The organism is Mucilaginibacter mallensis, from assembly GCF_900105165.1.
GTDB lineage: Bacteria > Bacteroidota > Bacteroidia > Sphingobacteriales > Sphingobacteriaceae > Mucilaginibacter > Mucilaginibacter mallensis.
In genome coordinates, this window is sequence record NZ_LT629740.1 from 2,375,609 (window position 1) to 2,388,701 (window position 13,093).

Annotated in this window: 10 protein-coding genes; 7 read left to right on the forward strand and 3 right to left on the reverse strand. The window is 40.9% G+C overall.

What is annotated here, in order from left to right:
• Positions 1–43: 43 nt before the first annotated feature.
• The 5 genes from BLU33_RS09725 to accC all read left to right on the forward strand — a co-directional run bounded on the left by BLU33_RS09725 (position 44) and on the right by accC (position 8,842).
• The gene (locus BLU33_RS09725) at positions 44–2,092 is read left to right on the forward strand and encodes a M13 family metallopeptidase (RefSeq protein ID WP_091371708.1); all 2,049 of its coding nucleotides are present in this window, start codon (positions 44–46) and stop codon (positions 2,090–2,092) included.
• Between the two features lie 289 nt (positions 2,093–2,381).
• Positions 2,382–3,152 carry an SDR family NAD(P)-dependent oxidoreductase gene (locus tag BLU33_RS09730; protein WP_091371710.1) on the forward strand — a complete coding sequence of 257 codons (771 nt, stop codon included), beginning with the start codon at positions 2,382–2,384 and terminating at the stop codon, positions 3,150–3,152.
• Between the two features lie 9 nt (positions 3,153–3,161).
• The gene (locus tag BLU33_RS09735) at positions 3,162–4,028 is read left to right on the forward strand and encodes a fumarylacetoacetate hydrolase family protein (protein WP_091371713.1); all 867 of its coding nucleotides are present in this window, start codon (positions 3,162–3,164) and stop codon (positions 4,026–4,028) included.
• Between the two features lie 70 nt (positions 4,029–4,098).
• Positions 4,099–6,918 (forward strand): FAD-binding and (Fe-S)-binding domain-containing protein, encoded by a 2,820-nt coding sequence (locus tag BLU33_RS09740; protein WP_091371715.1) that lies wholly within the window; start codon positions 4,099–4,101, stop codon positions 6,916–6,918.
• A gap of 439 nt (positions 6,919–7,357) precedes the next feature.
• Positions 7,358–8,842 carry an acetyl-CoA carboxylase biotin carboxylase subunit gene (gene accC, locus BLU33_RS09750; RefSeq protein ID WP_091371720.1) on the forward strand — a complete coding sequence of 495 codons (1,485 nt, stop codon included), beginning with the start codon at positions 7,358–7,360 and terminating at the stop codon, positions 8,840–8,842.
• 34 nt (positions 8,843–8,876) lie between these two features.
• On the opposite strand, the gene BLU33_RS09755 is transcribed toward accC, so the two are convergent.
• Positions 8,877–10,112: a TPR end-of-group domain-containing protein gene (locus BLU33_RS09755; protein WP_091371722.1), complete on the reverse strand. Its 1,236-nt coding sequence runs from the start codon at positions 10,110–10,112 to the stop codon at positions 8,877–8,879.
• A gap of 65 nt (positions 10,113–10,177) precedes the next feature.
• Positions 10,178–10,630, reverse strand: coding sequence for an NUDIX domain-containing protein (locus tag BLU33_RS09760; RefSeq protein ID WP_091371724.1), 453 nt, complete (start codon positions 10,628–10,630; stop codon positions 10,178–10,180).
• Positions 10,631–10,813: 183 nt separating this feature from the next.
• On the opposite strand from BLU33_RS09760, the gene BLU33_RS09765 reads away from it, so the two are divergent.
• Positions 10,814–11,398, forward strand: coding sequence for a riboflavin synthase (locus BLU33_RS09765; protein WP_091371726.1), 585 nt, complete (start codon positions 10,814–10,816; stop codon positions 11,396–11,398).
• 126 nt (positions 11,399–11,524) lie between these two features.
• Here the strand turns inward: BLU33_RS09765 and BLU33_RS09770 are convergent, their stop codons facing one another.
• Complete coding sequence (locus tag BLU33_RS09770) at positions 11,525–12,670, reverse strand: tetratricopeptide repeat protein (RefSeq protein ID WP_091371728.1); 1,146 nt, start codon at positions 12,668–12,670, stop codon at positions 11,525–11,527.
• Positions 12,671–12,765: 95 nt separating this feature from the next.
• Here BLU33_RS09770 and BLU33_RS09775 point away from each other — a divergent pair, with 95 nt between their 5' ends.
• Positions 12,766–13,056 carry a hypothetical protein gene (locus tag BLU33_RS09775; protein WP_091371730.1) on the forward strand — a complete coding sequence of 97 codons (291 nt, stop codon included), beginning with the start codon at positions 12,766–12,768 and terminating at the stop codon, positions 13,054–13,056.
• The last annotated feature ends 37 nt before the right edge of the window (positions 13,057–13,093 follow it).

Below are 13,093 nucleotides of genomic sequence, written 5' to 3' on the forward strand. Positions count from 1 at the left end.
AATTAATTTTACAATCCTAAATTAACAGACCAAATTATTATAAATGAAAAAACATTCTTATATGTTACTGGCTTTGCCTGCGCTCCTTGCGATATCATGCACCAGTAAAAATCAATCAGGTGGTGAGGACACCACTAAACGTACCGTGTTTTTTGATAAAACAGGTATGGACACAACCGTAAAACCAGGTGACAATTTTTTTAACTATGCCAATGGTAACTGGATGAAAAATACAGTTATTCCGGCATCAGAAAGCGGCTGGGGCTCATTTTATACATTATATGATGATAATGAGAAAAACCTGCACAAGATACTGGACGATGTATCATCAAAAGATAACGCTGCAGGCAGCAATGAGCAAAAGGTAGGCGACCTGTACAAAAGCGGTATGGATACCGTTACCATTGAAAAGTTAGGGTATGACCCGATAAAACCACAACTGGCTAAAATAAATGCAGTTAAGGATTATAAAGATCTGATAAAATTAGCTGCTGATGGCTTTAAAACCGGGGATGGTTTCCTGTTCGGTTTTTATGTATCGCCTGATGATAAGATCAGCAATAAAAATGCAGCCCATTTTGACCAAACAGGTTTGGGTTTACCTGAGCGTGATTATTATTTTAAAACAGACACCGCTTCGGTAAAAATACGCGCCGCTTACGTTAAATATATTGCCAAATTGTTTGCGTTAACAGGTGTTGATACCGCTACTGCCAGCAAAAAAGCAGCAGGCGTATTAAAACTGGAAACAGCTATTGCACAATCACATTTATCACCGGTTGAGCTACGTGATCCGGTTAAGAATTACAATAAATTCACGCTAACTGATTTCCAGAAACAGGTTCCTGATATCGATCTTAAGGATGCCTTTGGCCGTATGGATTTGAAAACTGATACCGTATTAGTTGGTCAGCCTAAATATTATATAGCACTTAATGGCTTATTAAAAACCACGCCGATAGATGTTTGGAAAGATAAAGCAACTTTTGATGCATTAAGCGGTGCATCAACATTGTTAAGCAAACCATTCAGGGATGCTCATTTCAATTTCTCAGGCAAAATACTAAACGGACAAAAAACACAGCATGAGCGCTGGAAAACAATTGTTCAATCAGTAGATGGGGGATTGGGCGAGCTATTAGGGCAGATCTATGTAGAGAAATATTTTACACCGGAAGCTAAAAAACGTATGCTTGATCTGGTAAACAACCTGCAAAGCGTTTATCGTGAGCGTATCCAGAACCTAGATTGGATGAGCCCGGCTACCAAGAAAAAGGCAGTTGAAAAACTGGACGCCTTCACCAAAAAGATAGGCTATCCTGATAAATGGAAAAAGTATGATGATGTGGCGATCAATAAGGATACTTACTATGCCAATGAGGAATCCATAGCAGCACATGATTATAAGGAAATGATAAAAAAAGCGGGTAAGCCGGTTGATAAAACCGAATGGGGTATGACTCCACCAACAGTAAATGCTTACTATAACCCTACATTTAATGAGATCGTTTTCCCGGCAGGTATATTGCAATATCCTTTCTTTGATAAGGATGCAGATGATGCCATTAACTATGGCGCTATTGGTATGGTTATCGGCCATGAAATGACCCACGGTTTTGATGACCAGGGCCGCCAGTATGATAAAGATGGTAACTTGAAAGACTGGTGGACAGCTGAAGATGCCGCTAAATTTAAAAAGAAAGTACAGGTGGTTATTGATCAATACAATAAATACACTATACTGAATGGCCTGCATGTAAACGGCCAATTAACTATAGGGGAAAACCTGGCCGATTTAGGCGGTATAACCATTGCTTACCAGGCATTTAAAAATACACCTGAAGGTAAAAGCGATAAAAAGATTGACGGCTTAACACCCGATCAGCGTTTCTTTTTATCATTTGCCCAGATATGGAGAATAAAAGATCGTGATGAAAGAATGCGTACCCGTATCAACACCGATCCGCACTCGCCTGAGATGTACCGTGTTAACGGGCCATTATATAATACGCCTGCTTTTTATAAAGCATTCGATATTAAACCCGGCGACAAACTTTACCGCCCTGAGAACGAGCGCGCGCAAGTTTGGTAATCATAATATTAATATAATGCTTAAAGCCTCCTTTTAAACAAGGAGGCTTTTTTATGCTATCTGACCTTGTTCAGAATGTGAGTTAAAAGCTATGTTTTTATGCAAAGATTGTATCAAAATTAGCCAAGATGATATTTAAGATAAAAACTGATATAAAATAAGTTTGAATTAGATTTGTCGTTTATAAATTGCACCAATTAATTAAACTGTAGAGATGCAATACTTTGGGTCTCCTAAAATTTGAGGCATTTTATTACACCTTTACGTGAACAATTAACAATAGAATTATATGTTTAAGCTTGATAACAAGGTAGCGGTAATTACCGGCGGTGGAAGCGGGATTGGCAGGGCGATAGCCACCATATTTGCACAGCAGGGCGCTAAAATCTATATTATTGATGTGGATGAAAAAGGAGCGGAAGATACGGTAAAGGCAATTACAGATGCCTCCGGCGAAGCCGCATTTAAAAAGTGTGATATTTCATCAAAAGAGCAGGTTGATAACGTTATAGGAGAGATTATAGCAGAATCGGGGTTGGATATTTTGGTGAATAATGCAGGTATTGCCCATATTGGCAATATAGAGCAGGTTACCCCTGAAGCTGTTGACCGCTTATTTGCGGTGAATGTAAAGGGTATGTACCATACCATATTCGCTGCTATTCCGCACCTGAAAAAGAAAGGTGGTGTGATATTAAATATGGCTTCAATAGCATCGCTGGTAGGTATAACAGACCGCTTTGCTTATAGTATGACCAAAGGTGCAGTAAACGGCATGACTCTTTCTGTTGCGAGGGATTATTTGAGTTATAACGTGCGTTGTAATTCTATTTCGCCGGCAAGGGTGCATACGCCTTTTGTGGATGGATTTTTAACCAAGAACTACCCGGGCAGAGAAGAAGAGATGTTTAAGAAATTACAGGCATCACAGCCTATTGGCCGTATGGGAAAGCCCGAAGAAGTGGCTTATTTGGCATTATATTTATGTTCTGACGAGGCCTCATTTATTACCGGCAACGATTATGCCATTGACGGTGGATTTACTAAACTGAACAACTAAAACTTACCTATGAAATTAATAAGATACGGTAACCCGGGACAAGAAAAACCGGGTGTAATAATTGATGATAAAAAATACGCTCTGCCTGGATTTTCAGGAGATTATGATGAAGATTTTTTTGGCGGCGATGGCTTGCAAAAGTTAAGTGAATATATAGCATCACATAAAAACGAATTGGAAGAATTACCTGAGGATGTACGCTTAGGTGCACCGGTGTTTAAGCCATCAAAAATTGTATGTATCGGTCTTAATTTTGCAGACCACGCTAAGGAAACCAATGCGCCGATACCTGCAGAGCCTATCATATTCTTTAAAGCTACAACTGCACTAACCGGGCCTAATGATAATGTCACTATCCCACGTAACAGTGTAAAAACTGATTGGGAAGTTGAGCTGGCTTTTGTGATCGGCAAAAAAGCAAGTTATGTTGATCTGGAAAACGCACTGGATCATGTGGCGGGCTATTGCTTACACAATGATTATAGCGAACGTGAGTTCCAAATTGAAAGAGGTGGCCAGTGGGATAAGGGAAAAGGCTGCGATACATTTGCGCCGGTAGGGCCATTTATAGCTACTGCAGATGAGCTGGGAGATGTAAATAACTTACATATGTGGCTAACAGTTAACGGCAAAACTATGCAGAATGGAAGTACTTCAACCATGATATTTGATGTGCCTTTCCTGGTGCATTATATCAGTCAGTTCATGACGCTGTTGCCGGGCGATATTGTTTCAACAGGCACGCCTCCGGGAGTGGGGCTAGGAATGAAACCTGAACCTGTATATTTAAAAGCCGGCGATGTTGTGGAACTGGGTATTGAAGGCTTGGGTACTTCAAAACAAGTTTTAAAGGCCTGGAGCCCCCCAGCTTCCTAAAGAGGGGGCAATAGTAGATTTTACTATTGATTATATGCCATCGTAATAAATATTGTAATATTGCTATTGGATGGACATAGGCAAACAATTACAGGAAGTATTACCGGCGAAACGAATAAAAACCAGGTTGATAGACCTGGTTTCTTATGCTTCGGATGCCGGATTTTACAGGCTGGTACCCAAAGCTGTGGTGCAGCCTGTAAATGAGGCGGAGATCATCGCTTTATTTAAGTTTTCCGATCAGCATAATATTCCTGTAGTTTTCCGTACCGGTGGCACCAGTTTATCCGGCCAATCCATTACTGATGGCATTTTGGTCGACCTGAGCCAATATTGGGATAAGGTGAATATTGAAGCTGATGGGGCTTTGGTACGTGTGCAGCCCGGTATTACCGGTGCTATGGTAAACTCCTATCTTAAACCTTTTAAAAGTAAAATCGGTCCTGATCCGGCGAGTATTAATTCAGCTATGATCGGCGGCATACTATCTAATAACTCCAGCGGCATGTGCTGCGGGGTAAAGTTAAATTCTTATCATACTGTAAAGCATATCCGCTTTATTTTACCTGATGGCAAGCTGTTTACTACCGAGAATCCAGAAGATTATACTCGCTTTACTACTGAATGCACGCATTTATGCGAAGTCATCTTTCAAACTAAAAAAGAAATAACAGCAAACGGTGGCATGTATGATAAGATCCGCAGAAAATATCAGCAGAAAAACACAGTAGGTTACTCGCTCAACTCATTTATTGATTTTGAGCACCCGCTTGATATTTTAGCGCATTTGCTGATAGGCGCCGAAGGCACGCTGGCTTTTATAGCCGAAGCGGTACTGGAAACCATCCCTGATTATAAATATAAATCGACCTCACTATTATATTTCCCCAATATATATACCTCGTGCCAGGCGTTGGTACCTTTAATTGATGCCGGTGCAAAGGCGGTTGAGCTAATGGATAGGGCATCACTTTATGCCATTGAACATTTACCTGATCTGCCGGAGATTATTAAAAATCTGCCGGAGAATGCGGCTGCATTATTGATCGAGTTCCAGGAAAGTACTTATGCGGAACTGGAAGCAAAGGTTAATGACTTTTTGAGCGTTGTGCCATCCTTAGCATTACTACAGGCCCCTGTTTTTACCAGCGATCCTAAAGAGCAGGATTACTATTGGAAAGTCCGTAAGGGCTTGTTTCCATCAGTTGGAGCAGTGCGGGTTAGCGGGTCAACTGTGATTTTGGAGGATGTAGCATTCCCTGTAGCAAAACTGGGTGATGCAATACTCGATCTGCACAAGCTATTCAAAAAATATGAGTACAACAATGCTATTGTTTTCGGGCATGCCAAAGACGGTAATATTCACTTCTTGATCACCCCATCATTTAATGATCAAAGCGAAGTTGAACGCTACGACCGCTTTATGCAGGAAATGGTGGAGCTGGTAGTTAATAAACATGAAGGCACACTAAAGGCAGAGCATGGTACTGGCCGTAACATGGCGCCTTTTGTAGAAACTGAATGGGGCGGCGAGCTGTATTTACTGATGAAGCAATTGAAGCAAGCCATCGACCCTAAAGGATTGCTAAATCCCGGTGTTATTATTAATGATGATAAGGAAGTCCACATAAAAAATATAAAGCTGCTGCCAACGGTTGAAGAAGAAGTTGATAAGTGTACCGAATGCGGTTACTGTGAGCATAAATGCCCCAGCCGTAATTTAACCACTACACCACGGCGCAGAATAGTCATAAGGCGAGAGCTGAAAAAGATGCAGCAAAGCGGGGATACACAAAATTATGAAATCCTGCTGAACCAGTATCAATACGATGGTTTGGATACCTGCGCTGTTGATGGCCTGTGCGCCACAGCCTGTCCGGTTGATATCAATACAGGTGAACTGGTTAAGCGTTTACGGAGAGAAAACCATTCTGGTTTTGCTAATAAAGTAGCCTTAATTATTGCTAAAAACTTTAAAACTACTGTTTGGCTGGCCCGATTTGCATTAAAAGCAGGTGCCGGTGTCAATAAACTGTTTGGTAAACGTACAATGACCAATCTTACATCCGGCATGAAAAAGCTGTTTGGCGGGATACCTTTATGGACGGAGCAAATCAGTTATCCGCCTGATTTGTCAGTATTAAAAAAAATAGATAACCCGGCAAATGTTAAAGATAAGGTGCTGTATTTCCCAAGCTGTATTTCGCGTATGTTGGGTAGTGGTAATGGTAGTAAGAAGAATATAATGGAAACTTTCCTGAGCGTATCTGCTAAAGCGGGGATTAAGGTAGAGATACCAAAAAATATTTCAGGTAGTTGCTGTAGCCAGATATTCTCGTCAAAAGGATATAAGGATGCTTATACGGCCAATGCTATAATTGAAAAGCTTTGGGTTGATAGTAAGCAAGGCGCAACAAAAATTGTGATAGATGTAAGTTCATGCGCCTATTCGCTTAAAAACCTAAGACCGGTGCTTAATGCTGATAATAAACTAAAATATGATCAACTGCATATATTTGATAGCGTTGATTATCTGCATGATATGGTAATGCCGCAGTTAAAGGTATCAGCAAAAAAAGGTTCGATTGTATTGCACCCGGTATGCTCATTGCAAAAAATGCATACACAGGATAAGTTTGTGCATTTGGCAAATTACTTTGCAGCGAAAGTAACTGTACCATTGCATGCAGGTTGTTGTGGTATGGCTGGCGACAGGGGCTTTTTATTTCCTGAACTAACAGAATCAGCTACTATGCCCGAAGCTTTGGAGGTTTGTGAGCATAAATATGATGGGTATTATTCATCGACTAAAACTTGTGAAATGGCCCTCTCGCAGGCCGTGAATGAGAATTATGAGTCGATTTTGTATTTGGTGGATGAACTTGTATAATTAAATACTATGTAAACTATCAAATTGTACAGCGTCATTACGAGGAACGAAGCAATCCCTGACTGTACAGAGCGGACTTGCAGATTTGAATATCTGTTGAGTCGCATGGTATCGCTCATAGCCGCTAAGGCCTATTTCTTTTGTCTTGATACAAAAGAAACAAAAAATCAAGTCAGTAGAAATGCTTCTTTGCCGCACAAAGCCTTTACCCTGCAAATCAGGCAAAACCGGGGCTGTTATATTTTTACCCCGCTGTTGCTACACGCAAGGCCCACGCTTCTGTAAAAATATGCTATGCCCTGCTACGCACAGGGCCACCATCGTTTTGCCTGCTTTCGCCCGAAGCTGTTCTACTGACGGATTCGGAAAACTTAATCCGGGAAAAAAGAAAATCCTGATTCCTGAATCTTAACTCCTGATTCTTTCCTACATTTACTTTATGCAAAAAATACTGGTTGCTAATCGCGGCGAAATTGCTTTGAGAATTATGCGCTCAGCGCGGGAAATGGGTATTAAAACGGTTGCCGTTTACTCGGATGCCGACCGTGACGCGCTGCATGTGCGCTATGCGGATGAGGCGGTGCATATCGGTGAAGCGCCATCTAATCAATCCTATTTAGTGGGGGATAAGATCATTAGTGCATGCCGCAAAACAGGAGCGGAGGGGATACACCCGGGCTATGGTTTCCTTTCGGAAAATGCAGCCTTTGCAAGACAGGTGCGGGAAGCAGGACTGATATTGATAGGTCCATCGCCCGAGGCGATGGAGATAATGGGTAACAAGCTATCGGCAAAAGCCGCAGCCTTAAAATATAATATACCAATGGTTCCCGGTACGGAGGAAGCCATTACAGATATAAACGATGCCAAGGAACGTGCTGTTGAGGTTGGTTTTCCGATCCTGATAAAAGCAGCCGCGGGTGGCGGTGGTAAAGGTATGCGCATAGTTGAAAGCGTTACTGATTTTGAAGAGCAGATGCAGTTGGCTGTATCGGAAGCTACTTCAGCATTTGGTGATGGGTCGGTGTTTATAGAGCGCTATGTTTCATCGCCACGGCATATTGAGATACAGGTTTTGGGCGATACTCACGGCAATATCCTGCATTTGTTTGAGCGTGATTGCTCAGTGCAACGCAGGCATCAAAAAGTTATCGAGGAAGCGCCGTCATCAGTATTAACACCTGAGATCCGCAGCGCAATGGGTAAATGCGCGGTTGATGTAGCGCGTTCGGTTAATTACACAGGCGCAGGTACCGTGGAGTTTATTATGGATGACCAGCTAAACTTCTACTTTTTAGAGATGAATACCCGCCTGCAGGTAGAGCATCCGGTAACTGAACTTATTACAGGTATCGACCTGGTAAAAGAACAAATAAAGATAGCCCGTGACGAAGCCATCAGCTTTAAGCAGGAAGACCTGGAAATAAAAGGCCATGCCATAGAATTGCGTGTTTATGCCGAGGATCCGGCCAATAATTTTTTACCGGATATAGGTACATTGCAAACCTATATGACTCCGAAAGGACCGGGTGTTAGGGTTGATGATGGCTTTGAGCAGGGTATGGAGATACCCATTTATTATGACCCTATGATAGCCAAACTGATCACTTACGGCAAGGACAGGGAGGAAGCTATTGGACGTATGATTCGCGCTATTGATGAATACAGCATTACCGGTATCACAACTACATTAGCGTTCGGTAAATTTGTAATGCAGCATGAAGCGTTTATCTCGGGTAATTTCGACACTCATTTTGTAAAGAAATACTTTACACCCGAAGTACTACAAACAGATAACGAGGATAAAGCGCTGATTGCTGCTTTGGTTATGGAAAAGTTATTAGGCGAGAAAAAGATTAATTTAACCAATGGTGTTCCTTTAGAAAGCAGTAATTGGGTAAAGAACAGAAAAAGCCTCTCCTAATACAGCCAAAGGAGAGGATCTGAAATTTATTATGTTAGTTAATGATTTGCGGTTTTTGCCAAAAATAGACTGGATTATTAGCAGCATATTCTACCATATCACCGTTAGCTTTCTTTGGTTGAAATATGGTAGTGTAATTGCCCGGATATAAGTTAATATATTCAATTGAGGCCATGCCGGGTTTGCGCGTTTCCAGGTCCCATTCGCTTTTGGCAGAGCATTTAATCCAGTATAGGTTTTTCGACATATAATAGCCTAAATAATAATCTTTTGTTTCTTTTTCCTTGTTATTCCAGTTGGCATCATCATTTAATACAAGGTCATCACTGCCTTTAACCAGCCGTTCCCTAACCTCTTCAATATTTAGCAAGTTGCCTTTGCTGTCGCTAACATAAGCGTTAAAGGTAGGATCCATCCATAACCATTTATTTAATGTTTTTGACCATACCACGTTAATTACATGACAGTCGAAATCGTTCGTGTCTTTAGGCATGCAGGTCACTATCCTTGCCTGGAAACCTTCGGCCTGGTAAACATCCCGTAAGGTGGTAGCCATCATACGGCAATTGACACCGCGATTTTCCTTTTTGCAGACAGCTATCAGGTCCGCAGCGTTTTTTGATTTAGGATTACCTGAATTTCCATCATGCCTGATCTCATTATGTACCCAGTGTAACAGGTTTTTCATCCTGCTTATCTCATCGCCGTTACCGCTCACAGAGTCTAGATTAAATTTGGTTTTTAGCTCAACCAATTCAGGTGCAGATGATGACTGATAAGTAAACGCTGGCAAAGCAGCAGTTGAGTTGGTATAGGGGCCCGCTTGCTTTAATATATAACCATAGTCAAATTTGTCATGCAGTTGTTGAAGGGCGTCTTTGAATTTAGATTCATTACGAATATTATCGAGGTCGCTGTCGACTGATGCGTGTTTATAATCGCTGAAACCTTCAGCTATTGATCTTTTAAAGTAAATTATTGCTACAGCCTTTTTTCCTTCCAGCGATGAGAAGCATGCCAGGTTATAGTACATGTTTTGGGTAAAGTCCATCATGCTTTTCTTTGCCTCAGGCGATAGATTGTTATAATGATCGAGCCATTCATTGGTTTCAGCAATTCCGGCTTCATTGTTTTTCGTTTTGGAAGCTTCGCTAACCTTTTGGCTCATTTCCCTGGAATAGGTTTGGAAATCGGTTAATTCCTTATTTAATTGCGCATTGGCAAACAAACAGCTTAAACATATGCAGCAGATCAATAACAATTTCCTCATAGTTTAGAATTTTCACTTAAGATAGTTAAAAACACAAAAACGTTACAAATCATTTAATATTTAGTTCATAGCTTATTTAGCCGCTCTATCAAAGGCACTTGCGCTGGGTTTATTTTTTGCTTCGCGATATCAATATCAAACCAATCTGCCCTGTCAACTTCAGGGATAGAAATCATTTTCCCTGACCGGGGAGGCCATTCCAAATCAAAAACATTACTTACAATAGTTTCTTGATCAATGTCGCCCTCAATTGCCCAGGCATACACTGTTTTGCCGCTCTTCTGTTTAATAGATCCTAAGGAGATAAAGTCGCCATCAACCCGCTTACCGGTTTCTTCCTGAAACTCGCGTTTAGCTGCTGCAAGCGGTTCTTCATCATCCAAAAACTCGCCTTTGGGTATTGTCCAGCTGCCTTCGTCCTTGTTTTTAAAGAACGGTCCGCCGGGATGTACCAGGAAGATTTGTAATATGTTATTTATTTTTCGATATAAGAGTATTCCGGCGCTTTGTTTGGGCATGGTAGGTTATAGTTATGACTAAAGTAACAAAACCAAAAGTATCAGCATTAGTTTTAGCCCCCAGCCCCTAAAGGGGAGTTTTTTGATTAGTGTAGTGTCATTTTATATAGCTTACAATAAACTCATATGTAAATAACTAAATTTGTGCTTCAAAAATTTCCCCTTTAGGGGGCAAGGGGGCATATGTTTACAGGAATAATAGAAACTTTAGGTAAGGTAACCGATCTGCAACACGATCATGGCAACCTGCATATTACAGTGGAATCAGCTATCGCAGCTGAATTAAAAATCGATCAATCAGTAGCGCATAATGGCGTTTGTTTAACGGTGGTCGCATTGGCCGATGGCAAACATACCGTAACTGCCATTGAGGAAACACTGAATAAAACCAATATAGGTGAATTAAAAACCGGAGATCTGGTAAACCTGGAACGCTGCATGCAAATGAATGCGCGCCTTGATGGGCACATTGTTCAGGGGCATGTTGACCAAACTGCTACCTGCGTGGCTTTTACTGAGCTTGACGGCAGCTGGGGATATACTTTTGAATATGATGCCGCTGTGGGTAATGTTACTGTTGAGAAAGGCTCTATCTGTGTAAATGGTATCAGCCTTACAGTTGTTAATTCCTTTGCTAATATTTTTTCCGTAGCCATCATCCCTTATACTTTTGAACATACCAATTTGCAGCACGTGCGCGTAGGCTCATTTGTGAATTTGGAGTTTGATATAATTGGGAAGTATGTGGCGAGGTTGATGAATAGATAGTGGTCTGGTATCTGTCATTTCGAACGATAGTGAGAAATCTTCTGCGACTTGCATCCAGTTTTGCCTTGCGAAGAAGATTTCTCCTCGTACCTCATTCGAAATGACAGTGTGTGGAAATCCCGGTTCCTACTTGCTCAGGAGTTCAATCCGACTCTTCGCATACGCAATATAGTTCTGCTGATTCTTCGCTGGCTTGGTTGCCAAAAATTTCTTGTAATATTTTATGGCGGAGCTTTTATTCTTCAATTCTGTATCATACAAATTAGCTAACGAATACCAGGTTATCGGGGTCTCGGTAAATTGGAGTGCTTTTTGGTAGGCAATCTCCGCTTTTTTGTATTTTTTGAGTGTTTCATAGGTATCGGCTATTTCACTGTAATAACTGTTGATGTTGGGTGATATTCCCTGCGTAATCGTTTTTTGAAAGTAACTGATGGCTTTGTCGTAATCTTTTAACGCTTTATAGCATGCGCCAGTAAAATAGTAAGTTGTTTCGGTTTGCTCCATGTCAGCAATCTGACCAAATGTTTCAATCCCGCATTTGTACTCGTTTAAATTATAATAGGCTATGCCCAATTGTGTTAATATCGAGCTGGATTGATTACCCAGCAATACCAGTTTCTCACAATTATTTGCTGTTTCCGACCACTTTTTCTGGTTGTATTCCAGTTTTACAAGGCTTTGGAGTAAGATCATATTTTCAGGATCGGCTATGATGGCACGGTTTAAAACCTTTTCGGCGGCATTATATGCTTTCATGCTTATATACATATCACCAAGATCCGATGCCACATCCGCATCCTCGGGATTTAGCTTATTAGCTTTTATGAGATAGTTTACCGCGAGGATCACGTCCTTTTTATCCAGACTGATCTTGGCTAATTGCTTGTATACAATAAAGTTGGTGCTGTCTTTTGCAATGATCTTTTTATAAAATACCTCTGCATTTATTTCGTTCCCGCGGCGCAAGTTGATACTACCTAAACTATACAATACTGAGGTGCTCGTAGAATCAATGGCATAAACCCGTTCATAATAAGTCTCGGCTTCAGGTAGTTTGCCATTCATTTGGTTGCAGTAGGCGAGGGCTTTTAATATTTTGATGTTGGTGATCGGTTCGTGGTTGTTTTGTTTCAGATAATCAGCAGCAAGATCAAAGCGTTGATTCTGGTAATAATCAAGCAATAAAGCATTATTTTGTTTAGTGCTATCCTGCGAAAACGCGTGTTGAAAAAGGCTGGTAATAAGGACTAGGATGATGTAATATTTCATATAACTAAATTATTAGTTATAAACTACAAATCCAAATTATCAAACAAAATAGCTGAATAGGGGTTGTATTGATATAATTTAAAAACGACAACACTATGGATAAGTTAAAGAAATTTGCGTTGATGGAGAAGATTGTCCATGAACTGGAAGATCTGAAAAATAGTCAGCAGGCCATCATTCAAAAGCTTGCTAAAATAGAAGTAGACAATATCGATCTGGGCAATAAAAGGCTTGAAAAAGACCTGCCGGATATGCACCAAAGGGTAGCTGATAATTTGGATACCATTGCGGCGATATTGGAAGATTTTGCAAGCCAAACCGATAGCTACAGCAATAGCAATAATATTGCAGCGTTGAAGGAACAGGAAGAAATAAAGAATCTTTAAAATGAGAAATCCCCGGAAACGGGGATTTTTTTTACTT

What these genes read in the sequence shown, in the direction of transcription:
- BLU33_RS09775 (WP_091371730.1), top strand. Translation starts at nt 12,766, where the DNA reads ATGGATAAGTTAAAGAAATTTGCGTTGATGGAGAAGATTGTCCATGAA.
- accC (WP_091371720.1), top strand. Translation starts at nt 7,358, where the DNA reads ATGCAAAAAATACTGGTTGCTAATCGCGGCGAAATTGCTTTGAGAATT.
- BLU33_RS09740 (WP_091371715.1), top strand. Translation starts at nt 4,099, where the DNA reads ATGGACATAGGCAAACAATTACAGGAAGTATTACCGGCGAAACGAATA.
- BLU33_RS09765 (WP_091371726.1), top strand. Translation starts at nt 10,814, where the DNA reads ATGTTTACAGGAATAATAGAAACTTTAGGTAAGGTAACCGATCTGCAA.
- BLU33_RS09725 (WP_091371708.1), top strand. Translation starts at nt 44, where the DNA reads ATGAAAAAACATTCTTATATGTTACTGGCTTTGCCTGCGCTCCTTGCG.
- BLU33_RS09730 (WP_091371710.1), top strand. Translation starts at nt 2,382, where the DNA reads ATGTTTAAGCTTGATAACAAGGTAGCGGTAATTACCGGCGGTGGAAGC.
- BLU33_RS09735 (WP_091371713.1), top strand. Translation starts at nt 3,162, where the DNA reads ATGAAATTAATAAGATACGGTAACCCGGGACAAGAAAAACCGGGTGTA.
- BLU33_RS09770 (WP_091371728.1), bottom strand. Translation starts at nt 12,670, where the DNA reads ATGAAATATTACATCATCCTAGTCCTTATTACCAGCCTTTTTCAACAC.
- BLU33_RS09760 (WP_091371724.1), bottom strand. Translation starts at nt 10,630, where the DNA reads ATGCCCAAACAAAGCGCCGGAATACTCTTATATCGAAAAATAAATAAC.
- BLU33_RS09755 (WP_091371722.1), bottom strand. Translation starts at nt 10,112, where the DNA reads ATGAGGAAATTGTTATTGATCTGCTGCATATGTTTAAGCTGTTTGTTT.